This window comes from Streptomyces sp. XY431 (genome assembly GCF_001279805.1).
Lineage (GTDB): Bacteria > Actinomycetota > Actinomycetes > Streptomycetales > Streptomycetaceae > Kitasatospora > Kitasatospora purpeofusca.
This window is the reverse complement of sequence record NZ_LGDO01000346.1, coordinates 77,394-102,107: the sequence shown is the minus strand read 5'-3', so window position 1 is coordinate 102,107 and position 24,714 is coordinate 77,394. Positions and strand designations below refer to the sequence as shown.

17 protein-coding genes and 1 pseudogene are annotated in these 24,714 nt (G+C 74.4%); 3 read left to right on the top strand and 15 right to left on the bottom strand.

Features of this window, described 5'->3' with window-relative positions; genetic code table 11:
• Window positions 1-36 precede the first annotated feature (36 nt).
• The 8 genes and pseudogenes from ADK60_RS46950 to ADK60_RS45055 form a co-directional block, all read right to left on the bottom strand.
• Window positions 37-450: a QcrA and Rieske domain-containing protein gene (locus tag ADK60_RS46950; protein WP_233290269.1), complete on the bottom strand. Its 414-nt coding sequence runs from the start codon at window positions 448-450 to the stop codon at window positions 37-39.
• A gap of 69 nt (window positions 451-519) precedes the next feature.
• A pseudogene (locus tag ADK60_RS46945) lies at window positions 520-1,113 on the bottom strand (DoxX family membrane protein); the annotation flags it as partial.
• Between the two features lie 196 nt (window positions 1,114-1,309).
• On the bottom strand, window positions 1,310-2,905 hold the full coding sequence (guaA, locus tag ADK60_RS25760) for a glutamine-hydrolyzing GMP synthase (protein WP_045937776.1): 1,596 nt from the start codon (window positions 2,903-2,905) through the stop codon (window positions 1,310-1,312).
• Window positions 2,906-3,986: 1,081 nt separating this feature from the next.
• A complete protein-coding gene (locus tag ADK60_RS25755) occupies window positions 3,987-5,672 on the bottom strand; it encodes a hypothetical protein (protein ID WP_159400583.1) in 1,686 nt (561 codons plus the stop codon).
• Between the two features lie 167 nt (window positions 5,673-5,839).
• Window positions 5,840-7,630, bottom strand: a complete 1,791-nt coding sequence (locus ADK60_RS25750; protein ID WP_045937779.1) for a GMC oxidoreductase — start codon at window positions 7,628-7,630, stop codon at window positions 5,840-5,842.
• Window positions 7,631-7,686: 56 nt separating this feature from the next.
• On the bottom strand, window positions 7,687-9,330 hold the full coding sequence (locus ADK60_RS25745; protein WP_053649152.1) for a succinic semialdehyde dehydrogenase: 1,644 nt from the start codon (window positions 9,328-9,330) through the stop codon (window positions 7,687-7,689).
• Between the two features lie 101 nt (window positions 9,331-9,431).
• On the bottom strand, window positions 9,432-11,240 hold the full coding sequence (locus ADK60_RS25740) for a serine/threonine-protein kinase (protein ID WP_053649150.1): 1,809 nt from the start codon (window positions 11,238-11,240) through the stop codon (window positions 9,432-9,434).
• A gap of 172 nt (window positions 11,241-11,412) precedes the next feature.
• The gene (locus tag ADK60_RS45055) at window positions 11,413-12,540 is read right to left on the bottom strand and encodes a protein kinase family protein (RefSeq protein WP_053649148.1); all 1,128 of its coding nucleotides are present in this window, start codon (window positions 12,538-12,540) and stop codon (window positions 11,413-11,415) included.
• 79 nt (window positions 12,541-12,619) lie between these two features.
• On the opposite strand from ADK60_RS45055, the gene ADK60_RS25730 reads away from it, so the two are divergent.
• On the top strand, window positions 12,620-13,159 hold the full coding sequence (locus ADK60_RS25730) for an SHOCT domain-containing protein (RefSeq protein WP_052708754.1): 540 nt from the start codon (window positions 12,620-12,622) through the stop codon (window positions 13,157-13,159).
• Between the two features lie 62 nt (window positions 13,160-13,221).
• On the opposite strand, the gene ADK60_RS42330 is transcribed toward ADK60_RS25730, so the two are convergent.
• Window positions 13,222-15,168, bottom strand: coding sequence for a serine/threonine-protein kinase (locus tag ADK60_RS42330; RefSeq protein ID WP_053649147.1), 1,947 nt, complete (start codon window positions 15,166-15,168; stop codon window positions 13,222-13,224).
• Window positions 15,169-15,422: 254 nt separating this feature from the next.
• Here ADK60_RS42330 and ADK60_RS25720 point away from each other — a divergent pair, with 254 nt between their 5' ends.
• Entirely contained in the window at window positions 15,423-16,046 is a 624-nt protein-coding gene (locus tag ADK60_RS25720; RefSeq protein WP_053649145.1) for a hypothetical protein, read from the top strand.
• Window positions 16,047-16,121: 75 nt separating this feature from the next.
• Here ADK60_RS25720 and ADK60_RS25715 read toward each other — a convergent pair whose 3' ends face one another.
• The 4 genes from ADK60_RS25715 to ADK60_RS25700 form a co-directional block, all read right to left on the bottom strand.
• Window positions 16,122-17,249 (bottom strand): GuaB3 family IMP dehydrogenase-related protein, encoded by a 1,128-nt coding sequence (locus ADK60_RS25715; RefSeq protein ID WP_045937787.1) that lies wholly within the window; start codon window positions 17,247-17,249, stop codon window positions 16,122-16,124.
• A gap of 183 nt (window positions 17,250-17,432) precedes the next feature.
• On the bottom strand, window positions 17,433-18,938 hold the full coding sequence (guaB, locus tag ADK60_RS25710; protein WP_045937788.1) for an IMP dehydrogenase: 1,506 nt from the start codon (window positions 18,936-18,938) through the stop codon (window positions 17,433-17,435).
• A gap of 273 nt (window positions 18,939-19,211) precedes the next feature.
• On the bottom strand, window positions 19,212-19,880 hold the full coding sequence (gene shbA, locus ADK60_RS25705; RefSeq protein ID WP_078896129.1) for an RNA polymerase sigma factor ShbA: 669 nt from the start codon (window positions 19,878-19,880) through the stop codon (window positions 19,212-19,214).
• Window positions 19,881-20,197: 317 nt separating this feature from the next.
• The gene (locus ADK60_RS25700) at window positions 20,198-20,809 is read right to left on the bottom strand and encodes a response regulator transcription factor (RefSeq protein WP_014136228.1); all 612 of its coding nucleotides are present in this window, start codon (window positions 20,807-20,809) and stop codon (window positions 20,198-20,200) included.
• Window positions 20,810-21,379: 570 nt separating this feature from the next.
• On the opposite strand from ADK60_RS25700, the gene ADK60_RS25695 reads away from it, so the two are divergent.
• The gene (locus ADK60_RS25695; RefSeq protein ID WP_053649143.1) at window positions 21,380-21,706 is read left to right on the top strand and encodes a WhiB family transcriptional regulator; all 327 of its coding nucleotides are present in this window, start codon (window positions 21,380-21,382) and stop codon (window positions 21,704-21,706) included.
• A gap of 180 nt (window positions 21,707-21,886) precedes the next feature.
• Here ADK60_RS25695 and ADK60_RS25690 read toward each other — a convergent pair whose 3' ends face one another.
• Entirely contained in the window at window positions 21,887-22,891 is a 1,005-nt protein-coding gene (locus ADK60_RS25690) for a LysR family transcriptional regulator (protein ID WP_053649141.1), read from the bottom strand.
• A gap of 170 nt (window positions 22,892-23,061) precedes the next feature.
• Window positions 23,062-24,690 (bottom strand): chaperonin GroEL, encoded by a 1,629-nt coding sequence (gene groL / locus ADK60_RS25685; RefSeq protein ID WP_053649139.1) that lies wholly within the window; start codon window positions 24,688-24,690, stop codon window positions 23,062-23,064.
• Between the last annotated feature and the right edge of the window lie 24 nt (window positions 24,691-24,714).

Sequence of the window (24,714 nt, the reverse complement as noted above, 5' to 3'; positions counted from 1 at the left end):
GGTCCGATCCCCTCAGGACCGGCCCCCGGCGGGCCGTCAGCTCTCCGGCGGCCCCAGGCGCAGCTTGTCGCCCTCCTTGGTGACCCGGTACTTCGGCAGCGGCTTGGTGGCCGGCCCGTTCAGCACCGCCCCGGTCGCCGCGTCGAACCGGGAGCCGTGGCACGGGCAGTACAGCTGACCGTTCTTCGGCGCGTCGACGGCGCAGCCGGAGTGGGTGCAGACCGAGGAGAACGCGCAGTACTGGCCCGCCTTGGGCTGCACCACGTAGACCGCGTCACCGCTGGCCGGGTCCTTGACCTGGGCCGAACCGCCGACCGGGACGCTCGCGGCGTCCACCGTGACGGGCGGGCCGGCCGGCGCCGGGGCCGCGGGCTGCTTCGCCTTCGCGGCGGGCTCGTCCCGCCCGAAGGTGGCGGTCAGCGAGCCGGCGAGCAGCCCGGCCCCGCCCATCGCCACGGCCGCGATGCCGCCGTCCATCAGGGCCCGCCGCCGGACGTGGTCCTCGTGCAGGCCGCGGAGCCGGTCCCGGCCGGACCGCCGGGCGAGGTAGCCGTCCACCGACAGGTAGGGGGTGCCGGCCAGCAGCAGCGGCGTCCAGGCCATCAGGTAGACGAGGTCGTTGCCGAGGTAGTAGGGCGAGACGTTCCAGCTGACGGTGAGCCAGAGGCTGAGGCCGATCAGGGCCCCGCCGGCGGCGGCGAGCCGGCCCCAGAGGCCGAGCAGGGTGCCCAGGCCCACCGCCAGCTCGCCGAAGGCCACCAGCAGGGCGAACGGCGTGGGGTGGTCGAGGGCCGGGCCGAGCAGGAAGGAGATCGGGCTGGAGCCCTTGGCGGCACGGGTCTGCGAGACGAAGGAGGCCGGGTCGCCGGCGCCGGCCAGGTAGTGGCTGTCGGAGAGCTTGTCGAGCGCCGCGTAGACGAAGGTGACCCCGAGGAAGAGCCGCAGCGGCAGCAGCGCGAGCCGCGAGCCGGCCGCCTTCCAGGCGGCGACCCGCCCGGTTCTGCCCGCCGGTCCCGAACCCTCGCCGGCACCCGGGGGCGGTCCGGCCGTACCGTCGCCGATGCTGGCGGCCGGACCCGGCCCGGCCGCCACGGAGCTGCTGGCCTCCGACATTCCCCACACCTTCCTCGCCGGCCCGTCACCGCCTGACAGGTCCGGACGCATTCTGCCCGGTCGTGAACGCTTTCGGTGGGAGGGCCCACCCGCCGGGTGCCCGTGGACACGGAACGACCGTGCCGCCGCTCCCCGGTACGGGAGCGGCGGCACGGTCGTTCAGAACCGGTTCAGGACCGGCCGGGGCGGGGAGTGCTCACTCCCACTCGATGGTGCCCGGCGGCTTGCTGGTGCAGTCCAGCACGACGCGGTTGACGTCGGGGACCTCGTTGGTGATCCGGGTGGAGATGCGGGCGAGCACGTCGTACGGCAGACGCGACCAGTCGGCGGTCATGGCGTCCTCGGAGGACACCGGACGCAGCACGATCGGGTGACCGTAGGTACGGCCGTCGCCCTGGACGCCGACGCTGCGGACGTCCGCGAGCAGGACCACCGGGCACTGCCAGATCTCGCGGTCCAGGCCGGCCGCGGTCAGCTCCTCGCGGGCGATCGCGTCGGCCTCGCGGAGCAGGTCCAGCCGCTCCTCGGTGACCTCGCCGACGATCCGGATGCCCAGGCCCGGGCCCGGGAACGGCTGGCGCTGGACGATCTCCTCCGGCAGGCCCAGCTCCTGGCCGACCATCCGGACCTCGTCCTTGAACAGCTTGCGCAGCGGCTCGACCAGCGAGAACTGCAGGTCCTCGGGCAGGCCGCCGACGTTGTGGTGGGACTTGATGTTGGCGGTGCCGGTGCCGCCGCCGGACTCCACCACGTCCGGGTACAGGGTGCCCTGGACGAGGAAGTCGACCGACTCGCCGTGCTCGCCGGCCTCGGCGACGATCTCGGCCTGCGCCTGCTCGAAGACCCGGATGAACTCCCGGCCGATGATCTTGCGCTTCTCCTCCGGGTCGCTGACGCCCTTCAGCGCGGTGAGGAAGCGCTCCTTGGCGTCGACGACCTTCAGCTGCACGCCGGTGGCGGCGACGAAGTCCTTCTCGACCTGCTCGGTCTCGCCCTTGCGCATCAGACCGTGGTCGACGTAGACGCAGGTGAGCTTGGAGCCGATGGCCTTGTTGACCAGGGCGGCCGCGACCGCCGAGTCGACGCCGCCGGACAGGCCGCAGATGGCGCGCTTGTCGCCGACCTGGGCGCGGATCAGCGCGACCTGCTCCTCGACCACGTTGCCGGTGGTCCAGGTGGGGGCGAGGCCGGCGCCGCGGTACAGGAAGTGCTCCAGGACCTGCTGGCCGTGGTCCGAGTGCAGCACCTCGGGGTGGTACTGGACGCCGTAGAGCCGGGCCTCGTCGTTCTCGAAGGCCGCGACCGGCACCACGTCGGTGGAGGCGGTGACGGTGAAGCCCTCCGGGGCCGCCGAGCAGGCGTCGCCGTGCGACATCCACACCGAGTGCTGGGCCGGGACGCCCTCGAACAGGGTCGAGCCGGTGCGCGAGACGACCAGCGGGGTGCGGCCGTACTCCCGGGCACCGGAGTTGTCGACGGTGCCGCCGAGCGTCTTGGCCATCAGCTGGAAGCCGTAGCACATGCCGAAGACCGGCACGCCGGCCTCGAAGATCGCGCGGTCCAGCTGCGGGGCGCCGTCCTCGTAGACCGACGAGGGGCCGCCGGAGAGGATGATCGCCTTGGGGTTCTTGGCGAGCATCTCGGCGACCGGCATGCTGCTCGGCACGATCTCGCTGTAGACCCTGGCCTCACGCACCCGTCGGGCGATGAGCTGGGCGTACTGGGCACCGAAGTCGACGACCAGGACGGTGTCGGTCTCAGGCGCGGACTGGACGGGAGTAGCAGAGGACACAGACGGCCTTCCGGCAGCGGTACGAAAGGTGCCGCACGCGGCGCATCCCTCGGAGGGCGGGCGCCGGGCGACAGGCGGGGGTCTGCCGTCGAGTCTACCGGGCTGGCCGGTTTCACTCGTCTGCCCGCCCCCGCGGCCGTGACCGCCGCGGCAGCCGGTTCGTTGCTCCGGGCGGACCGTACGACCGCGCCGCGTCCGCCAGACGCGTCACCCCGCCCCGGCCAGGGCGCCCCGTACGGCTGTGCAGGACCACGCGTGGAGCTCGAACCAGTCCACCGGCGCGCGTGGCGCCGTCGCGGAACCGGCCAGACCGGGGAGCGGCGCGCCGTGGGACCGTGCGCGGGTGCTGCGGCCGGCCAGCAGGGGACAGCGAACCCGGCCGTGACTGGACCAAGGAGGTGGGGCGGTCGGCCGCCGGGGACGCCCGGTGCCGGCCGCCGCACCCGGTTCGATCCCGGCGCACCCCGGTCCCCGTCCCCGCGCCGCTACGCGCGTCTCCGTGCGCCCCGAGCGCTGCCACTACACACCGTGATCATCGTTGCCACTCTGCCGCCACCCCGTCCGGTACCCGGCGGGGGTGCCCCGGCCCGGGCCCGACGACCGGCCCGGCCGGAAACGGCCTGTACCGAATCATGCCGAATCGGTTGCAGAGCAAGCCCTTCGTCCAGCACGATGCTGCTTGGAAGAGGTTCTCCCGATGGCCTGAGCGCCATCTGCGGAGTGCCGATCGATGCCGCCGAGACCCGCAGTGGCAACGATTATCACCTCACGCTCCGTGAGCGAAGGCTCGACGCAGGCATGCGTCCGGGACCACCGCCACGGCCTTGTGCGCCCGCGCGCGCCGGCCCACCCCGCCGGAGCCGCGGCGACGCGCGACCCATCGACCGACTGACCGGACGGCGCTCCTCCCCCGGCGCCGTCACCCCAGCACCGGCGCGGCCCTGACGCCGGGTGCTGAGCGACAAAGGGCCCCGTTCCCCCGCGGGGCCCTTTGCCCTGTCCGGGGTCCGTTTCCGGCCGACTCCCTGCTTCCGACCGGCTCCCCGTTTCCGGCCGGGCCCCGACCGGGCCCGGGTGCCGGCTACGGCCGCCGGCTCCACACGCTCGGGTCCACCGGGCCGTCGTCCTCCGGCGCCGGCCCGGCCGGCGCCCGCCCGTCCTCCGAGCCGACCACCTCCAGCACCATCGGCGTCGCCCCGGCGGACTCCGCCCCGGGCTCCCCCGGGCCCCGGTCCGCCGGCGGCGCCGGCCTCCGGTCGCGGGCCGCCAGCAGCGGGGGCAGCGCCAGCGCGCCGACGGCCGCCCAGACCGCGTTGGCCACCAGCAGCGTCCACGGCACCAGGCCCAGCGAGTCCTCGAAACCGGACTCCCGGGACCGGCCGAACGGGTCGAGCACGGACTCGGTGGACACCAGCGTCCCCGAGACCAGCATCAGCAGACTGAGCCCGACCGCGTACACGGCCGCCAGCCGGAGCCGGTCCGCCCGGTCCAGCCGCCGCCGGTACGCCGTCCAGCCCAGCACCGCGGCGGAGACCAGCGCGAGCAGGGCGGACCAGCGCCAGTCGGTCCCCGCGGTGTGCGGGTCGAAGAAGGAGTACTCGTCCACGTCGCGCGGGTCCGGCTGCCAGTCCGGCGCCCCGCCGGGCGCGGTGGAACTGCTGACCCGGAAGGTCGCCCCGGAGCCCACCCCGAGCAGCAGCAGACCGAGGTTGGGCAGGAAGGCCACCGCTGCGCCGGTCAGATCGCCGTCGACCCGGACCGCGACCACCACGAAACCGGCCGCCGCCGCCAGCGCCACCGAGACCGTCAGCGCGCGCCCGGCCGCCAGGCCCGCGACCGCCCAGCCGCGCACCGCCCGGTTGCGCCAGGCCGCCCAGCGCAGCGCGTCCGTGCCGTGCACGGCGAAGGCGAGCAGGCCGGCCAGCAGGGCCGTCCACGCGACCGCCTCCCACCAGCCGGCCGAGGAGCTGTAGGTGGTCCGGCCGAGGAACCTGGCCGAGGCCGCGGCGTCCAGGCCGAAACGGGCGCCGCCGGGGTGCCACTGCGCACCGCCGACCAGGCCGAGCAGCAGGGTCACGGTGGCCGCGGCCACCGCGGTGCGCACGGCCTCGCCGGCCGCCTGCCGGCGGGTCTGCTGCTCGCCGGTGTGCTGCTGCCGACGGCGCGCGCCGACCCGCAGGCCGAGCCAGAGCGTGAACAGCCAGAGCGCGGTGACGGTCATCGGCAGGGCGCGGAACACCGAGGAACTGCCGCCCCCGGAGGTTTCGAAGCCCAGCCGGTAGGGCGCGCCGAGCGCGCCCAGCGCCATCGCCAGCGAGCTGCCGAGGCGCTTGCCGAAGGACGGCGCGTCGAGGGCGCCGGAGTAGTAGGCGCTCTCCGGGACGGCGGCGATCAGCGCGGCCAGCAGCAGGACGGCGGTCGGTGCGACGACCGCCCGCAGGGCCGGGCGCCAGTCGGCGCCGGTGAGCCACGCGAGGGCGGCGGGCCGGGCACCGGCCGGGTCGTACGGCCGCCCGGCGCCCCAGCTCCCCGCGACGGGCGGCGGGTCCGGCAGCGGCGGGGGCAGCACCGGCGGCGGCAGGGCCGGCTTCGCCGGGGCCGGCGACGCGGGCGGCAGCACCGGCGGCGGCAGCGGAGCGGGCGGCAGCACCGGCGGCGGCAGCGGAGCAGGTGGCAGGAGCGGGGGCGGCACCGCCGGCCGCCCGCAGGACGCGCAGACCGACGCCCCTTCCGCCGAAACCGCGCCGCAGGATGCGCAGATGGCCATGGGCCGCGTCCCCCCGTCCGAACGAACGATCGCCTGGTCCCCCCAGGGCGCCCCTTTTCTTTCATCGGGCACGGACAGCTGTCAACCGGTCACCGTCCACGGACCGGAAGACACCGGGAGACGCCGGAGGCCGCGCCGCGCTCCGGCGGCGCGGCCCCCGGCCGGGCTCAGTCCCGCTTCTTCGGCACCTCCGGCACCGCCAGCAGCGGCAGCCGCAGGGCGCCGAACGCGTCCTCGGGCACCGCCGGTGCGACCGGCGCGACCGCGGCGACCCGGCGGTAGGCCTCGCCGGCGGCGGGCCGGGTGTCCTCCTCGCCCTTGTTGGGCCACATCGACATCGCCCGCTCGGCCTGCGCCGTGATGGTCAGCGAGGGGTTGACGCCGAGGTTGGCGGAGACCGCCGCACCGTCCACCACGCTGATCCCGGGGTAGCCGTAGAGCCGGTGGTAGGGGTCGACCACACCGGTCTCCGGGGAGTCGCCGATCGCGCAGCCGCCGAGGAAGTGGGCGGTCAGCGGGATGTCGAAGATCTCGCCCACGCTGCTGCCGGCGAAGCCGTTGATCTCCTCGGCGAGCGCCTGCGCGCCCTGCTCGGCGGCCGGGATCCAGGTGGGGTTGGGCGCACCGTGGCCCTGGCGGGAGGTCAGCGTGCCCTTGCCGAGGCCCTTCTCCTTCAGCGAGACGGTGATCGAGTTGTCCAGCGACTGCATCACCAGGCCGATGATCGTCTTCTCCGACCACCGGTGCTGGTTCATCGAGCGGCCGAAGGTCACCGGGTGCTTGACCGAGTTGCCGAGGTAGCGCAGCCAGCGCGGGAGCCGCCCGCCGCCCCGCACCTGGGCGATCGAGAGCGCGCCCATCGCATTGGAGCCCTTGCCGTAGCGGACCGGCTCGATGTGGGTGTTCTCGTCGGGGTGGATCGAGGAGGTGATCGCCACGCCCTTGGTGAAGTCCGCGCGGGCGCCGTAGCGCCGGTCGGTGGTCTGCGCGCCCACCAGCGCCTCGGAGTTGGTCCGGGTCAGCTCGCCGAGCCGGGCGGAGATCCGGGGCAGGTGGCCGCCCGCCCGCATCCGGTGCAGCAGGTTCTGGGTGCCGTAGGTGCCGGCCGCGACCACCACCCGGGCGGCCGTGATCGTCCGCGCCCCGGCCTTGACCCGGTCGGTGGTGGAGCGGGCGTCGGTGCGCCGGACATCCACCGCGAAGCCCTCGCCCCACTCCCGGATCCGGGCCACCGTGGTGAGCGGGTGGATCTCGGCGCCGCCCCGCTCGGCCAGGTGCAGGTAGTTCTCGGTGAGCATGTTCTTGGCGCCGTGGCGGCAGCCGGTCATGCACTCGCCGCACTCGACGCAGGACCGCCGGGCCGGGCCGGCGCCGCCGAAGTACGGGTCCGGCACCTCCTCGCCGGGCGCCGCCTTCGCCGCGCCGTCGGCGTCCTTGCCGTCGCCGAAGAACACCCCGACCGGTGCCATGTGGAAGGTGTCGCCGACGCCCATCCGCTCGGCGGCCGCCCGGAGGTGGACGTCCGAGGGCGTGACGGTCGGGTTGAGCCGCACCCCGAGCATCCGCCGCGCCTGGTCGTAGAACGGCGCCAGCTCCTCCTGCCAGTCCGTGATGTGCTGCCACTGGCGGTCCTCGAAGAACGCCTTCGGCGGCACGTACAGGGTGTTGGCGTAGTTCAGCGAGCCGCCGCCGACCCCGGCGCCGGCCAGGATCAGCACATTGGCCAGCAGATGGATGCGCTGGATGCCGTACAGGCCGAGCTTCGGCGCCCACAGGTAGTTGGCGACGTCCCAGGAGTTCCTGGGCAGCTCGTCGCGGTCGAAGCGGCGCCCGGCCTCCAGGACGGCGACCCGGTACCCCTTCTCGGTCAGCCGCAGCGCCGAGACCGAACCGCCGAAGCCGGAGCCGACCACGACCACGTCGTAGTCGAACTCCTGGCCGTCAGCCGAACCCACCATCTGCCTCTGCTCCTTCGGAAGTCGTTCACGAAACGGGGGCCGGCCCGGGGGCCCGGCTACTTGACGCGCAGCGCCTTCAGGATCCGCAGCCCGGCGGTCATCATCGCCGCGTACTGCTTGTCGTCCTGGCCGAACGCCGGGGCGAGCGGCACCAGCCGCTGGCTGGCGATCGTCTGCGCCTCGGTGAACCGCAGGATGCCCTCGGCGCCGTGCCGCCGGCCGAGCCCGGAGTCGCCCATGCCGCCCATCGGCGAGGCGGCCGAACCGTAGGCGGCGCCGTACGCCTCGTTGACGTTCACGGTGCCGGTGCGCAGCCGGGCCGCGATCGCCCGCCCGCGCCGCACGTCGGTGGTCCAGACGCTGGAGTTGAGGCCGTACGGAGTGGAGTTGGCGGCGGCCACCGCCTCCTCCTCGGTGTCGAAGCGGTAGACGGACACCACCGGGCCGAAGGTCTCCTCGCCGCAGACCGCCATGTCCGGGGTGACGCCCTCCAGGATGGTCGGCTCGTGGAAGAACGGGCCGAGGTCCGGCCGGGCCCTGCCGCCGGCCAGCACGGTGGCGCCGGCCTTGACCGCCTCCTCGACGTGCCGGGTGGTGGCCTCCAGCTGGCGGCCCGAGACCAGCGAGCCCATGTCCGCCCCGTAGGCGAGGCCGCCGCCGAGCCGCAGCGCGCGGGTGCGGGCGGCGAACTTCGCCAGGAACTCGTCGGCCACCGAGCGGTGGACCAGCAGCCGCTCGATCGAGATGCACAGCTGGCCGGCCGAGGAGAAGCAGGCCCGGACGGCGCCCTCGGCGGCCTTGTCGAGGTCCGCGTCGGCCAGCACCAGCAGGGCGTTCTTGCCGCCGAGTTCGAGCGAGGCGCCGACCAGCCGCTCGGCGGCCCGCCGGGCGACCTCGCGGCCGGTGCGGGTGGAGCCGGTGAACGAGACGTAGTCGGCGTGCTCGACCACGGCCGGGCCGATCACCGGGCCGTCGCCGATCACGATCTGCCACAGGTCGGCCGGCAGTCCGGCCTCGATCAGCAGCTCGCGGGCCCAGAGCGCGGTCAGCGCGGTCTGGGTGTCCGGCTTGTTGACCACCGCGTTGCCCGCCACGAAGGCCGGCAGCGCGTCGCCGACCGACAGCTCGAACGGGTAGTTCCACGGCGAGATGTGGCCGACCACGCCCTTGGGGCGGCGGGCCTCGACCGCCTGGGTGAACAGCGGCACCGCACCGAGGTGCCGCTTGTCGCGCAGGTAGCCGTGCGCGGCCCGGCCGTAGTGGCGGGCCGCGATCGCGACCGCGAGCACCTCCTCGAAGGCGTGCAGCCGGGCCTTGCCGGTCTCCGCCTGGATCAGGTCGAGCACCTCGTCCTGCCGCTTGATCAGCAGATCGTGGAAGCGCAGCAGGACGGCGGCGCGCCGGCGGACCGGCAGCGCGGCCCAGGACGGCTGGGCGCGGCGGGCGAGCTCGAAGGCGACCTCGACGTCCGCGGGGGTGGACCGCGGCAGGCCGGCCAGCCGTTCGCCGGTCAGCGGGGCGACGGTCTCCACCACACTGGGCTCGCCGGTGGCGGTGACCCCGGCGGCGAGGCGGTCGACCAGTGACGAGGGCACGGCCGAGGCGACGGTACGCCCACCGCCCGGGGCGGCGGGGTTGCGGCCCGGCGCGCCCGGGCCGGCGGGATCGGTGGCCGTGGCAGCTGCTGTGAGGTCCGACATAGGGCGCAGCCTAGGCGCTCGGCGGCCGGTGCGGTACCCGTCGGTAACAAGAAACCCCCGTGCGGGTGCGGACGCTACGGATCAGCGGCGGCCGGCGGCGGTCAGCGGGTCGGGGTGAAGTAGTGGAGCACCGCGTTGAACCGCTGCTCGGCCTCGTTCCACTCGTTGCCCCGGTCGAAGCTGGAGGAGTAGATCGCGTAGCTGGTGCCGTCCTCGTCGATGAACTCGGCCTCGATCGCCCGGCGGCGGCCGCCCTCCTTGGCCAGGTAGCTGAACTCCCAGACCGCGGCCTCGTGGCCGTTCACGGCGACGCCGGTGAGCCGGTGCTGCTTGTACTCCTTCAACGACTTGGAGACGGTGCTCTCCATCTGCCGCATGTGCTCCAGCGGCCGGACCGACTGGCCCACGGTGACGGCGAACTGCAGGTAGTGCGCCTTGTTGTCGGGGCTGTAGTAGATCTGGTTGTCCGGCGTGCTGGAGCGCTGCCAGGCCGGGACGGTCACCGGCAGCGGGAAGCGGAAACCCGCCGGGTCGTCCACCCACTGGTAGCCGCTGGGCGCGGGAGCGCCGTCGACCGGGGCGGTCGGCTGCGGCCCGACCGGGCCCGGGCCCTGGGTCAGGCTCGGGGCGGACCGGTCGGGGTCCTCCGCGCGCTGGCGCTGGACCAGGTAGAGCGCCCCGGCGGCCAGCACCGCCAGGCCCACCACGAGCGCGAGCACCCGCAGCACCGTCCGGCGCCTGGCCGGCCCGCGCGCGGGCGCATCGGTGTACGGCACCGGCGTGACCGGTCCGGTGGGCGCCCCTTCGTCGCTCTCCCGCGCCGGGCCGGTCCCGGGGGAAGGCTCGTCCGAGGGCTCCTCCGCCCGCTCCGACGCCGTCCGGGCCTGGGGCACCGTGACGGCCTCCGCGCCCTCCGCCGATCCCGATGCCGACGCCGAGGCCGCCCCGGCCTCGTCCTCGTTCTCCGACCCGTCGTCCGACCGCTCCTCCGGCTGGCCCGCCCGGTCCACCACCGGCACCGACTGGGTCGGCATCCGCACCGGCGCGACCGGCTTGAGCCCGACGGTGTGCCCGGCCTGCACCTCGGCCAGCATCCGGGCCGCCTCGTCCGCGCTCGGCCGCTCGTCCGGGTCCTTCGCCATCAGCGCGGCCAGGACCGGACCCAGCGGCCCGGCCCGGCGCGGCTCCGGCAGCGGGTCACCGACCACCGCGGCCAGCGTGGTCAGCGGCGAGGTGCGGCGGAACGGCGAGTCGCCCTCCACCGCCGCGTACAACGTCGCCCCCAGCCCCCACAGGTCGGAGGCCGGCCCCGGCCGCTCGCCCTGGGCCCGCTCCGGGGCCAGGTAGTCCGGCGAACCGACCAGGTCGCCCGGCCGGGTCAGCTCGGCCGAGCCCTCGTACGTCGCGATGCCGAAGTCCAGCAGCACCGCCCGCCCCGTCCCGTGCTCCAGCAGCACATTGGCCGGCTTCACGTCCCGGTGCAGCACTCCCAGCTGGTGGCCCCGGTGCAGCGCGGCCAGCACCTGGCCGCCCACCTCGGCGGCGGCGCGCGGCGGCAGGGTGCCGTCCTGGCTGATCACATCGGCCAGCGAACGGCCGTCGACCAGCTCCATGACGATCCACGGCCGGCCGTCCTGCTCCAGCACGTCGTGCACGGTGATCACGCCGGGGTGCTTGATCCGGGCGGCCGCGGCGGCCTCCCGCTTCATCCGGGCGTGCAGGATCTCCACCTCCTCCTCGGGGAGGTGGCTGACGGTCAGCTCCTTGACCGCGACCTCGCGGTCCAGCATCCGGTCCCGGGCCCGCCAGACCGTGCCCATCCCGCCGCGGCCGAGCCGCTCGCCCAGCTCGTAGCGACCGACCAGCAGCCGCTCCCCCTCGGCCGACTCCGGCCGGTCCTGCGCGCCCATCCGCGACCGCTCCCCCTCATTCACCTGCCGTCACGCGACGGAGGGCCCGGTGCAGACCACTCGGTGCAGACCACTGAATCGAACAGATTCCACGGACACCCTAGGCGTCCCGGGTGTCCCCCGGGAATCTCCCCCGCCCGCCGTCCCGGCGACCATGTTCCCACCGGCCCCGTCAGCCTGCGAACAGCACCACGGCCGCCACGCCGAGGACCAGCAGCAGGAACACTCCGCCGACCAGGAGCGGCCCCAGCAGCGCCGGCGGGATCCGCGGCGGCCGGGCCGCTCCGGCCGCCTCCGCCCGCACCGTTTCCGCCTTCGGCGGCCCCCCGTGCCGGTCCCGCGACCGGCCCGCCGCAGCCGCGCCCTTCGCCCGGCGCCGCCCGGCCGGCCGCGCCGACCGGGGCCCCGGAAGTCCCGGCGCACCGGCCGCCGCCGGCCCGTCCACCGGCTCCGGCGCGCGCGCCAGCAGCTCCGCCAGCTCCAGCGTGATCTCCGCCGCCGTCGGCCGCAGCGCCGGATCGGACTGCACCAGCCGCTCCACCAGCGGCCCCAGCGGCCCGCACGCCTCGGCGGGGACCCGCCGGCCCTCCCGCACCGCCGTCACCAGCTCCGGCACCCCGCTCTCCGGGTACGGCGCCCGCCCGGTCGCCATCCGGTGCAGCAGCACCCCGAGCGCCCAGCAGTCGCCGGCCGGGCCGCCGTCCAACGGCCACCGCTCGGCCACCGGCCCGACCAGCGCGGCCCGCACCTCGTACCGCCGCCGCCCGCCCGGACCGCCCAGCTCCTCGGCCAGCGCCTCCTCGGCCACCCCGGGGAGAAGCCCGCCCAGCAGGGCCGCGCCGTCCTCGCCGACCAGCACCGAGGCGGCCGTCACGTTCCCGTGCACCAGGCCCGCCCCGTGCAGCGCCCGCAGCGCCCCGGCGAGGTCCGCCGCCACCTCCGCCGCGCGGTACGGCGGCAGCGGGCCGGCTCCGAGCAGCGCGTCCAGCGGCTGTCCGGCGGGCCGTTCCTCGACCGTCCACAGCAGGTCGCCCTCGACGAACGCGCCCGCGCCCTGCAGCAGTCGGGCGTGCCGGGGCGCCGCGGCACCGACCGCCGCCACCCGCCGCACCAGCCGCTCCCCCGGCTCCGCGCCGGGGCCGTCCGGCTCCTGATCCCCGATCAGCACCGCGGGCAGCTCCAGCGCGCGCAGCCGCACGACGTCACCGGTCCGCTCGTCCGCGGCGAACGCGCCCAGCGCCTCCAGGTGGTCCGTCAGCCGATAACGCCCCGCCAGCACCTGCCCCGGGCCCGCTCGCATGCGTGTTCCTCTCCGCTCGCCGCCAAGCCTAGTTGCCCGCGGAAGACACCGCCCCGGTCCCCCGGATTACCCTCGGTCCATGGACTGGAGCGATCTCATCGACACGGCCTTCGACGTGGCCGGCAACAGCAGCAGTGACCACCGGGCCGCGGCCCTGCGCACGGTCGAGGCGAACGTCGCCCCCGACGAGAAGCCGATCGCCTCGACGGCGGGACGCCACCCCGACCACTTCCGCAAGGGCGTGCTGGTCCTGACCACCCATCGGCTGCTCTTCCTCAAGGACGGCAAGCCCCCGGTCCCGGTTCCGCTCGCGGCGGTCACCGACGCGACCGTCACCAGGACCCGGATCAACGGCGAGGTACTGCTCGTGGTCGCGCTGACCGGCTCGCACCGCTTCGAGGACGTGGTCAAGGCCGAGGTGTTCGCCGAGCAGCTCCGGGCCGCCGCCCGGCTGGCCCGCGAGGGCTCCCGGAAGGAGCCGATCGCCGCGGCCCCCGCGGCCCCCGCCTCCACCGGCGCCGACCTGCTCGACCAGCTGGAGCGGCTGGCCGCCCTGCACACCGCCGGCGCCCTCACCGCCGAGGAGTTCACCCGCGCCAAACAGCGCCTGATCGGCTGACCGGACGGGCACCCGCGAAGCACGAGCGGGTGCCCCCGCCCCGGAGGGGCGAGCGGACGGACTTACGGCGCGGGCTGGAAGGTGTCGAACGCGGTCTGCCGCGCCTGCGCGTTCGGCGCCGCCGACCAGTCCGCGTCCGGCGTGGTCCAGTAGATCGCGTAGCCGTACTTGGCCGGGGAGCCGGTGACGAAGCCCCGGTTCAGCGAGTGCGTCCTGGGGGTGCCGTTGGTCCACTCCCAGTCGGCCGCGTTGGTCCACTCCCGGTAGGCGACGGACTGCAGCTGCACCCGCTGGTAGTTGCTCACCTGCCCGCGCAGCCCGGGCTCGGAGGCCTGCCAGTCGGCGAGCGCGCTCGCCCCCGGCGTGGTCGTCCACTCGACCCGCAGGGTGCTGCCGTTGCCCTTGAAGGTGCGGCGGTTCGAGTCGGAGCCCGTCGGCTGCAGCCAGTCGGGCAGCACGATCGAGAAGCCGGACGGGTCCTTGTACTCGTGGTACCCGGCCGGCACGACCGCCCCGGTCTGCGTCGGCGTCGGTGTCGGCGTCGGCGTCGGCGTGGCACTGGGAGTCGGCGTGGGCGTGGGCGTCGGCGTGGCGGCCGGGGCGGCGGTCGGCGCGGGCGCCGCGGCCTCCCCCGGGCCGGTGCTCTCCGAGGCCGTCGCCGGCGCGGCGCCGTCCGTGCTTCCGGCCGTGACCGCCGCCACCGGCGCGGTGCCGCGCGCGCCCTCGGCCGAGCCGTCCTCGGAGCCGCCGAACGCCTGCAGCAGCACGATCAGGCCCGCGATCAGCAGCAGCACCACCACCGCCGTCGCGACGGCCAGCCGCCGCCGGCCGGTGCGCGGGTCGGCCCCGGCGGCCTGGGTCGCGCCCAGCGTCCACTCACTGGTGACCGGCCTGGCCGCCTCGGCCGAGGTCTCCGCGTCCCCCACCGGTACCGGCGCCTCCGGGGTGCCCGGTGCCACCGGCGTCTCCCCGCTCCCGGCGTCCCCGGCCCGGCTGCCCACCCGGACCGTCCCGAGCAGTCCGCCGACCGGCGGCTTCCCGCCCTTGCCGGTGCCCTTGCCCGAACCGCCGCCCGCACCGTCGCCTGAACCGCCGCCCGCGCCGGTGTCACTACCCGTACCGCCGCCCGCGCCCGCCACCGGCACCGCGTGCTCGGTGGTCGACTCGGCCCGCGCGGTCGCCTCCGCGACCACCCGCTTGAGCATCGACCGGGTCTGCGGGGCGGTCAGCCGCTCCGCCGGGTCCTTGGCCAGCAGCCCCTCGACCACCGGCCGCAGCGGCCCGGCGTTCACCGGCGCGGTGAGCTCCTCCGTCATCACCGCCGTCAGGGTGGCCAGCGCCGAGCCCCGGTCGTACGGCGGCCGGCCCTCGACCATCGCGTACAGCGTGCCGCCCAGCGACCACAGGTCGGCCGGCGGTCCGGGCTTCTGTCCCTGGGCCCGCTCCGGGGATATGTACGAGGGCGCGCCGACCAGCATCCCGGTCGACGTCACCGAGGAGTCCCCCTCCACGCTGGCGATGCCGAAGTCCGTGAGCACGACCCGGCCGTCCTCGCCGATCAGCACATTGGACGGCTTGACGTCCCGGTGCAGGATGCCGTGCGCGTGCGCGGCGCTCAGCACGCCGAGCACGTCCAGCGCGATCTCCGCCGCCCGGGCCGGCGCCAGCGGGCCGTCCTCCCGGATGACGTCCGCGAGCGAGCGGGACTCGACCAGCTCCATGACGATCCACGGCCGGTCGTCCTCCTCGACCACGTCGAAGACGGTGACCGCCGAGGAGTGCCGGATCCGCGCCGTCGCCTTGGCCTCGCGCAGGGTCCGGACGATCAGCCGGTGCTTCTCGTCCTCGTCCACGCTGGCGTTCATCCGCAGTTCCTTGACCGCGACCGTCCGGCCCAGCATCTCGTCCTCGGCGCGCCACACTGTGCCCATGCCACCACGACCGAGCACCGCGTCCAGCCGGTAGCGTCCGGCCAGGAGGCGGCCGGTGGAACCCTGCGCCTGGGTCATTCGGAACGTTCCCCCATGTGCTGCTGGCGGTCGTGATGACGGCACGTCGGACCGGCGTCGGGCCCGAACGCCCAAGCCTCCATCATCCCCTGTCCCGCGCGCGCCCGGCCACCCGGCCCCCGGCCACCCTGGTCCGCACCCCGGACCGGGGCGGCGCTCCGTGCCCGATCTGTGATCGAAAACTCTGTCCGGCCGGCTCCGGCCACTGCTACCGTTCGGCAGCTCACCGTCTTTCCGGGGGGAAAAGGACGTCCATGACCGCATCCGCACCGGGCGCTGACGGCCAGTCGAACCGGCCGCCCACGGCCCGGCATTTCTCGGTCGCACCGGAACCGGAGACCCCGGAGGGGTACGTCGCCCCCGGTATGCCCGGTGCGCCGGTGGCCGGTTACCGCCCCGTCGACCCGGCCGACCCCGCCCCGGCGGCCGCCGCGACGCCCGACCTGAACGCCCCCGGACGCCGTCGCCGGCCCGGGCGCGGACGCGGACGGACCGTCCCGGCGGTGGCGATCGCCGTCCTCGCGATGCTGGCCGGCGCGGCGGCCCTCGGCTGCGCGCCGATCCGCGCCGAGGCCACCGTCGGCTGGCTGGCCATCGCCCCGGCGGCCGCGGTGGCCTGGCCGCTCGGCCGGCTCGGCGGCCCCGGCCGGCTGCTGCCGCCGCTGGGCGCCGTGCTGGCCTCCGGCGCGCTGTTCCTCGGCCAGCTGCTCGGGCAGACCCGCCGGCTGCACCAGCTGGCCGGCACCGGGTACGGCGAGCTGCTCCGCGACGCCCTCCCGCTCTGGCGCGCCGACCGCCGCACGCTGGACCTGGTCTTCTACGGCATCGCCGTGATCGGCGGCTTCCTGCTGACCCGCCGGGCCGCCACCCGCCAGTAGCGGGCCCGCCCGGCCCGGAACGGCGCGAGGCCCCGGTCGCGCGGTGCGACGGGGCCTCGGGCGGGAGCGGCCGGCTCAGCGGTGGTGGAGCGCCGGGTTGACGGTCACCTCGACCCGCTGGAACTCCTTGAGCTCGGTGTACCCGGTGGTCGCCATCGCCCGGCGCAGGGCGCCGAACAGGTTCATGGTGCCGTCCGGGGTGTGCGACGGACCGGTGAGGATCTCCTCGGTGCTGCCGACGGTGCCGAGGTCGACCACCTTGCCGCGCGGCAGCTCCTCGTGCACGGCCTCCATGCCCCAGTGGTAGCCCTTGCCGGGCGCGTCGGTGGCGCGGGCCAGCGCGGCACCGATCATCACCGCGTCGGCGCCGCAGGCGACCGCCTTCGGGATGTCGCCGCTGTAGCCGACGCCGCCGTCCGCGATGACGTGCACGTAGCGGCCGCCGGACTCGTCCATGTAGTCGCGGCGGGCGGCGGCCACGTCGGCGACGGCGGTGGCCATCGGCACCTGGATGCCCAGCACGTTGCGGGTGGTGTGCGCGGCGCCGCCGCCGAAGCCCACCAGCACGCCGGCCGCGCCGGTGCGCATCAGGTGCAGGGCGGCGGTGTAGGTGGCGCAGCCGCCGACGATGACCGGGACGTCCAGCTCGTAGATGAACTGCTTCAGGTTGAGCGGCTCGGCGGCACCGGAGACGTGCTCGGCCGAGACGGTGGTGCCGCGGATGACGAAGACGTCGACCCCGGCGTCCACGACGGCCTTGGAGAACTCGGCGGTGCGCTGCGGCGAGAGCGCGGCGGCGGTGACCACACCCGAGTCGCGGACCTCCTGGATCCGCTGCTTGATCAGCTCGGCCTTGATCGGCTCCGAGTAGATCTCCTGCAGACGGCGGGTGGCGGCGGCCTCGTCGGTGATCGCGGCGATCTCGTCGAGCAGCGGCTGCGGGTCCTCGTAGCGGGTCCACAGGCCCTCGAGGTTCAGCACGCCCAGGCCGCCGAGGCGGCCGATGGTGATGGCCTGCTGCGGGGAGACCACGCTGTCCATGGGCGCGGCCAGGAACGGCAGCTCGAAACGGTAGGCGTCGATCTGCCAGGCGATCGAGACCTCCTTCGGGTCGCGCGTACGGCGACTGGGGACGACGGCGATGTCGTCGAAGGCGTACGCCCGGCGGCCGCGCTTGCCACGCCCGATCTCGATCTCAGTCACTTCGAGCCCTTCTGCTGGTATTGCTCATGCCCGGCCGGGTCACCCCGGCCGCCCCCCAGTATCCCGCACCCCCCGGGGGCCGCACGGCGCCGCCCCGTCCCCCGGACCGGCCGCGGACCGGCGCCCGGACAGCCCGGAGGGCCCGCCACCGGTCGGTGACGGGCCCTCCGGACCAGCGCGTGATCAGCCGCGGCTGGTGTAGTTCGGCGCCTCGACGGTCATCTGGATGTCGTGCGGGTGGCTCTCCTTGAGGCCCGCCGAGGTGATCCGGACGAACCGGCCCTTGCTCTCCATCTCGGCGACGGTGGCGGCACCCACGTAGCCCATGGTCTGACGCAGGCCGCCGACCAGCTGGTACAGCACCGCGGACAGCGGGCCGCGGTAGGGCACCTGGCCCTCGATGCCCTCGGCGATCAGCTTCTCGTCGGAGGTGACCTCGCCCTGGAAGTAGCGGTCCTTGGAGAAGGACCGCGCCTGGCCGCGGGTCTGCATGGCGCCCAGCGAGCCCATGCCGCGGTAGGACTTGAACTGCTTGCCGTTGATGAACAGCAGCTCGCCCGGGGACTCCTCGCAGCCGGCCAGCAGCGAGCCGAGCATCACGGTGTCGGCACCGGCGGCGAGCGCCTTGCCGATGTCGCCGGAGTACTGCAGGCCGCCGTCGCCGATGACCGGCACGCCGGCCGCCTGACAGGCCAGGGCCGCCTCGTAGATCGCGGTGACCTGCGGGACGCCGATGCCGGCGACCACGCGGGTGGTGCAGATGGAGCCCGGGCCGACGCCGACCTTGACGCCGTCCACGCCGGCGTCGATCAGCGCCTGGGCGCCGTCACGGGTGGCGACGTTGCCGCCGACCACGTCGACCCCGACGGCCGACTTGATCTTCGCGATCCAGGCCAGCGCGTTGTGGCTGTGGCCGTGCGAGGTGTCGACGACCAGGAAGTCCACGCCCGCCTGGACCAGGGCCTGGGCGCGGTCGAAGGCCTCGGCGCTGGCGCCGACGGCGGCGCCGACCAGCAGCCGGCCCTCGGCGTCCTTGGCGGCGTTCGGGTACTGCTCGGCCTTGACGAAGTCCTTGACGGTGATGAGGCCCTTGATCCGGCCCTCGTCGTCGACCAGCGGAAGCTTCTCGATCTTGTGGCGGCGGAGCAGCGCCATCGCGTCGACGCCGGAGATCCCGACCTTGCCGGTGATCAGCGGCATCGGGGTCATGATCTCGCGGACCCGGCGGCTGCGGTCCGACTCGAAGGCCATGTCGCGGTTGGTGACGATGCCGAGCAGCTTGCCGCTCTCGTCGGCGATCGGCACGCCGGAGATGCGGAACTTCGCGCACAGCGCGTCGGCCTCGCCCAGCGTGGTGTCCGGGCCGACCGTGATCGGGTCGGTGACCATGCCGGACTCGGAGCGCTTCACCAGGTCGACCTGGTTGGCCTGGTCCTCGACCGACAGGTTGCGGTGCAGGACGCCGACGCCGCCCTGACGGGCCATCGCGATCGCCATCCGCGCCTCGGTGACCTTGTCCATCGCGGCGGAGAGCAGCGGGATGTTCACCCGCACGTTGCGGGAGACCCGCGAGGAGGTGTCGACCTGGTTCGGCAGCACCTCGGACGCCCCCGGCAGCAGCAGGACGTCGTCGTACGTGAGCCCGAGCATCGCGAACTTCTCGGGTACGCCTGCGGCGTTGTAAGACATTTCGGGGGTACCTTCCGTGGCCGGCCTAATCCGCTCACGCCCGAGGGTGGGGGCGCAGTCATCAGCTACTCGGACCGCCGAAAGCCGGGTGTCCATTGGAGGATCCTCCAGGGGAACCCCACACGCACCGTCGGAACTTTGGCGACCCGCCCAGACGCCGATACCCCATCGTACTGGCACCGCGAACGGCTCCTCGTGCTGCCCTTGACAACACCGGCCCACCATGAGTCATTCCATGATTCGCCCGCGCGCCCCCAGGGCGGGAACCAGCCCCTAGGAGGACTCCTCCGCCAGGGCGCGGAGGCGGCTGAGGGCCCGGTGCTGGGCGACCCGGACGGCCCCCGGCGACATGCCGAGCACCTCGCCGGTCTCCTCCGCCGAGAGTCCGGCGGCCACCCGCAACAGCACCAGTTCGCGCTGCCGGGCCGGCAGGTTGGAGAGCAGCTCCTTGGCCCACGCGGCGTCGCTGCTGAGCAGCGCCCGCTCCTCCGGGCCGAGCGCGTCGTCCGGCACCTCCGGCAGGTCGTCCTGCGGGACCACGGTCGATCCGGGCCCGCGCATCGCGGCCCGCTGCAGATCGGCGATCTTGTGTGCGGCGATCCCGTAGACGAAGGCCTCGAACGGGCGGCCCAGGTCCCGGTAGCGGGGCAGTGCGCAGAGCACCGCGACGCAGACCTCCTGGGCGATGTCGTCGACATGGTGCCGGGCGCCGCCGGGCAGCCGGACCAGCCGGCCGCGGCAGTAGCGCAGCGCCAGCGGGTGGACGTGGGCGAGCAGGGCGTCGATCGCCGGGCCCTCGCCGCGGACGGCGGCCGCGACCAGCGCGGCGAGCGCGCCCGGCCCGTCGGCCGGATCCGCGTACGCCGGGCCGGGCCCGGGCGCGGAGGGCTCGGCCTCCACCGGGTCCGCCTCGCCGGGAGACCCCGTCACGTCGTCACGCATCGGTCCATGGTGCCTGGTCGCGCGGGAAAACGCGGCACCGCGTCCGGAGTTGTGCACCGGAACGTTATGCGGTGCCGCTCCGGTACGCACCACCGGCCCCTCCTGCACCGCACCGCCTCCCGCCCCACCGCCGCCGACGGTCCCGTCCGCGGCGCCGTCCGCCGAGTCTCCTGCGGCTGCGTGGTTCGCCGCAGTTCCTGTCCGCTGGTCCCCGAGGTGCTCCACTCCTCCATGGTGCAACCTCGGGGCCGTAACGTCACACGCCTCCGCAGGGGCAATCGCGAACAGCGGGCCGGAACCGGCGGCGGCGCCGGCGGTCAGCGGACCAGGCCCCACCGGAAGCCCAGGGCCACCGCGTGCGCGCGGTCCGAGGCGCCGAGCTTCTTGAACAGCCGCCGGGCGTGGGTCTTGACGGTGTCCTCGGAGAGGAACAGCTCACGGCCGATCTCGGCGTTGCTGCGGCCGTGGCTCATGCCCTCCAGCACCTGGATCTCACGTGCCGTCAGGGTCGGCGCGGCCCCCATGTCGGGGCTGCGCAGCCGCCGGGGGGCGAGCCGCCAGGTCGGGTCGGCGAGGGCCTGGGTCACGGTGGCCCGCAGTTCGGCGCGCGAGGCGTCCTTGTGCAGGTAACCGCGCGCACCCGCGGCGACCGCGAGCGCGACACCGTCGAGGTCCTCGGCGACGGTGAGCATGATGATCCGGGCACCGGGGTCGGCGGACAGCAGCCGCCGGACCGTCTCCACCCCGCCGAGGCCGGGCATCCGGACGTCCATCAGGACGAGATCGGAGCGGTCGGCCACCCAGCGGCGGAGGACCTCCTCCCCGTTCGTCGCGGTGGTGACCCGATCGACACCGGGTACGGTCGCGACCGCGCGGCGAAGCGCCTCGCGGGCGAGCGGGGAATCGTCGCAAACGAGAACGGAAGTCATGACTGTCGTCCTCCGCAGCTGATCCGCGTCACGTTGAGCCTCCTGGCTGGTACGAACCTCTCCGACACGGCCCACCGGCGTCAGACTCCGTGCTGATCGCCCAGGTTCCCCGCGATCGTTCCCGACGTCCGGCGTCCGCTAACCGCCTCCGCACTTCCAACGACCGTCACTCGAATGAGTTACGGCCTTCAGGGCCATCTCCACCACTGTACGTGGCCGACCCGTTACCGATCAGCCGCATCGCGGTGCACACGCCGCACTTTTGCCCAGCTCGCGCGCGGTCGGCGTACAACCCGCACACCCGCGCGGGGCTCCGCGCGCCGGTCGGCCACCCGATTGCCACGCTTGCGCCGGGCGACTGTCAGCTCGACAGTCATGCCCACTTTGCCCGTTTTTAGAGCTTTTGTATGGTCATTGACTGTTGTGCCACTCTGTGGGTGACTTGTCCATGGAGTTGCCGTAAGTCATATTTCCAGGTGTCCACACCGCGCCGGACGCCCCGCCGAGCCGACTCCAGCGCGACCCGCTGGTGACCGGCCCGCGGTCGACGACCTCTGAAGGGAATGAGCCATGGCAGATTTCTCCCGCCTCCCCGGCCCCAACGCGGATCTCTGGGACTGGCAGCTCTCCGCAGCCTGCCGCGGCGTGGACAGCTCCCTCTTCTTCCACCCCGAGGGAGAACGCGGCGCCGCCCGCAGTTCACGCGAAGCCAGTGCCAAGGAGGTCTGCACCCGCTGCCCGGTCCGCACCGAGTGCGCCGCGCACGCCCTGGCGGTCCGCGAGCCGTACGGCGTGTGGGGAGGTCTCACCGAGGACGAGCGCGAGGAGCTGATGGGCCGCTCGCGCCACCGTCTGGCGGAAGTGCCGCTGGTCGCTCCGGGCGTGTCGCAGCAGTAGGCGGCCGGTTCCGCGCCGGCCAGGAGAAACGTTTCTCCACCGGCGATCTCCCCCGGCCTCCCACCGACCCCCCTGCGGCCCTTCCGACCCCCTCCGGGTGACCTCCGTCCGGAACCCGGCCCCGCCGGCCCGGTCCCGCCCGGCGGCCCGCTCCTCCGGCGGCCGGGCGGGGCGGCGGTGTCAGCGGCCGGCGGCCGCCCCGGACAGCCGCTCCAGCATCAGCGCCACCGCCGGCACCTCGGCGAGGTCCGGCAGGGTCAGCGCGACCACCTGCCGTACCGCCGGCGCCCCCGAGGCGGCGTGCACCGCCACCGTCGCCACCCCGTCCGGGCGCACCGACTCCAGCGCCAGTCCGGGCAGCACCGCCACCCCGAGCCCGGCCGCCACCAGCCCGACCACCGCCGGGTAGTCGTCGGTGGCGAAGTCGATCCGCGGCTCGAAGCCGGCCCCCGCGCACAGCTCCACCAGGTGGCCCCGGCACTGCGGGCAGCCGGCGATCCACTGCTCCTCCGCCAGCTCGGCCAGCTCCACCGGCCCGCCGCGCCCGGCCAGCCGGTGCCCGGCGGGCAGCAGGCCGACCAGCGGGTCGTCCAGCAGCGGGGTGGCCACCAGGTCGGACCAGTCGGCGCCGGCGCTCAGCTGCTGGGCCTCCAGATTGGCCTCGGCGCGCGCCTCCCGCGGCGTGCTGTGCGCGGGCGCCGACGCGGTCGCGAGGGCGGAACCGGGGGCCTGCGGATAGCGGAAGGCGAGCGCGACCTCGCACTCGCCGCCGCGCAGCATCGCCAGCGACTCCGGCGGCTCCGCCTCGACCAGCGACACGCGGACCCCCGGATGGGTGCCCCGCAGCCGGGCGACGGCCGGCGGCACCAGGGTCGAGCTGGCGGTCGGGAAGGACACCAGGCGGACCCGTCCGGCCCGCAGTCCGGCGATCGCCGCCACCTCCTCCTCGGCGGCGGAGAGTCCGGCGAGGATTCCGGTGGCATGCTTGAGCAGCACCCGGCCGGCCTCGCTGAGCTGCATCCCGCGGCCCGAACGGACCACCAGCGGGGTGTCCACGGACTTCTCCAGGGCCTTCATCTGCTGGCTGATCGCGGGCTGGGTGCAACCCAGCTCACGAGCGGCGGCGGAGAAGGAGCCGGTGCGGGCGACGGCACGCAGGACGCGCAGATGGCGGGCCTCGATCATGCCTCCAAGATATAAGGCATTCTTTGCAACTAGCAAAATTCAACTGATAGTTGAAGGATGGAACACACCGGTGCGGCCTCGCCCGGGCCCGGCCGGTGCCGCAACGCCGGAGGCCCGGCCCGCCACCCCCAGCGGGGCGCGGACCGGGCCTCCGGTCAGTGCTTCGGGCCTCAGTGCGAGTGGCCGTGACCGCCGTGGCCGTGACCGGCGTCGGCCTCCTCCTCCTTCTTCTCCACCACGAGGGTCTCGGTGGTGAGAAGCAGGGAGGCGATCGACGCGGCGTTCTCCAGGGCGGAGCGGGTGACCTTGACCGGGTCGATGACGCCGGCCTTCACCAGGTCGCCGTACTCGCCGGTGGCCGCGTTGTAGCCCTGGCCCAGCTCCAGCTCGGCGACCTTGGAGGTGATGACGTAGCCCTCCAGGCCGGCGTTCTGGGCGATCCAGCGCAGCGGCTCGTGCAGCGCCTTGCGGACGACCGCGACACCGGTGGCCTCGTCGCCGGACAGGCCCAGGCCACCGTCCAGCACCTTGGCGGCGTGGACCAGGGAGGCGCCACCACCGGCGACGATGCCCTCCTCGACCGCGGCACGGGTCGCCGAGATGGCGTCCTCCAGGCGGTGCTTGCGCTCCTTCAGCTCCACCTCGGTGGCGGCACCGACACGGATGACGCAGACGCCGCCGGCCAGCTTGGCCAGGCGCTCCTGCAGCTTCTCGCGGTCCCAGTCCGAGTCGGTGTTGGCGATCTCGCCCTTGATCTGGGCGACCCGACCGGTCACGGCCTCGGAGTCACCGGCACCGTCGACGACGATCGTCTCGTCCTTGGTGACGGTCACGCGGCGGGCGGAGCCCAGCACGTCCAGACCGGCCTGGTCGAGCTTGAGGCCGACCTCCTCGGAGATCACGGTGCCGCCGGTGAGGACGGCCAGGTCGCCGAGGATCGCCTTGCGGCGGTCGCCGAAGCCCGGGGCCTTGACGGCCACCGCGTTGAAGGTGCCGCGGATCTTGTTCACCACGAGGGTGGACAGCGCCTCGCCGTCGACGTCCTCGGCGATGATCAGCAGCGGGCGGGAGGTGCCGCCCTGGAGGATCTTCTCCAGCAGCGGCAGCAGCTCCTGGATGGAGGAGATCTTGCCCTGGTTGATCAGGATGTACGGGTCCTCGAGGACCGCTTCCTGACGCTCCGCGTCGGTGACGAAGTACGGCGACAGGTAGCCCTTGTCGAACTGCATGCCCTCGGTGAAGTCCAGCTCCACGCCGAAGGTGTTCGACTCCTCGACGGTGATGACACCGTCCTTGCCGACCTTGTCGATCGCCTCGGCGATCAGCTCGCCGACCTGGGTGTCCTGGGCGGAGAGGCTCGCGACGGCGGCGACGTCGTCCTTGCCCTCGATCTCGCGGGCGACCGACAGCAGGTGCTCGGAGACGGCGGCGACGGCCTTGTCGATGCCCTTCTTCAGGGCGGCCGGGCCGGCGCCCGCGGCGACGTTGCGCAGACCCTCGTTGACCAGGGCCTGGGCCAGCACGGTGGCGGTGGTGGTGCCGTCACCCGCGACGTCGTTGGTCTTGGTGGCGACCTCCTTGACGAGCTGCGCGCCAAGGTTCTCGTACGGGTCGTCGAGCTCGACCTCACGGGCGATGGTGACACCGTCGTTGGTGATGGTCGGGGCGCCGAACTTCTTGTCGATGACGACGTTGCGGCCCTTGGGGCCGATGGTCACCTTGACGGTGTCGGCCAGCTTGTTGACACCGCGCTCGAGCGAGCGGCGGGCGTCCTCGTCGAACTGCAGGATCTTCGGCATGTTCCCTATTCCTTCGGGGTGCGG

Coding starts and splice junctions, on each gene's coding strand:
- ADK60_RS46950 (WP_233290269.1), bottom strand. CDS start 450: ATGGGCGGGGCCGGGCTGCTCGCCGGCTCGCTGACCGCCACCTTCGGG.
- ADK60_RS25755 (WP_159400583.1), bottom strand. CDS start 5,672: ATGGCCATCTGCGCATCCTGCGGCGCGGTTTCGGCGGAAGGGGCGTCG.
- ADK60_RS25750 (WP_045937779.1), bottom strand. CDS start 7,630: ATGGTGGGTTCGGCTGACGGCCAGGAGTTCGACTACGACGTGGTCGTG.
- ADK60_RS25745 (WP_053649152.1), bottom strand. CDS start 9,330: ATGTCGGACCTCACAGCAGCTGCCACGGCCACCGATCCCGCCGGCCCG.
- ADK60_RS25740 (WP_053649150.1), bottom strand. CDS start 11,240: ATGGGCGCGCAGGACCGGCCGGAGTCGGCCGAGGGGGAGCGGCTGCTG.
- ADK60_RS45055 (WP_053649148.1), bottom strand. CDS start 12,540: ATGCGAGCGGGCCCGGGGCAGGTGCTGGCGGGGCGTTATCGGCTGACG.
- ADK60_RS25730 (WP_052708754.1), top strand. CDS start 12,620: ATGGACTGGAGCGATCTCATCGACACGGCCTTCGACGTGGCCGGCAAC.
- ADK60_RS42330 (WP_053649147.1), bottom strand. CDS start 15,168: ATGACCCAGGCGCAGGGTTCCACCGGCCGCCTCCTGGCCGGACGCTAC.
- ADK60_RS25720 (WP_053649145.1), top strand. CDS start 15,423: ATGACCGCATCCGCACCGGGCGCTGACGGCCAGTCGAACCGGCCGCCC.
- guaB (WP_045937788.1), bottom strand. CDS start 18,938: ATGTCTTACAACGCCGCAGGCGTACCCGAGAAGTTCGCGATGCTCGGG.
- shbA (WP_078896129.1), bottom strand. CDS start 19,880: ATGCGTGACGACGTGACGGGGTCTCCCGGCGAGGCGGACCCGGTGGAG.
- ADK60_RS25700 (WP_014136228.1), bottom strand. CDS start 20,809: ATGACTTCCGTTCTCGTTTGCGACGATTCCCCGCTCGCCCGCGAGGCG.
- ADK60_RS25695 (WP_053649143.1), top strand. CDS start 21,380: ATGGCAGATTTCTCCCGCCTCCCCGGCCCCAACGCGGATCTCTGGGAC.
- ADK60_RS25690 (WP_053649141.1), bottom strand. CDS start 22,891: ATGATCGAGGCCCGCCATCTGCGCGTCCTGCGTGCCGTCGCCCGCACC.
- groL (WP_053649139.1), bottom strand. CDS start 24,690: ATGCCGAAGATCCTGCAGTTCGACGAGGACGCCCGCCGCTCGCTCGAG.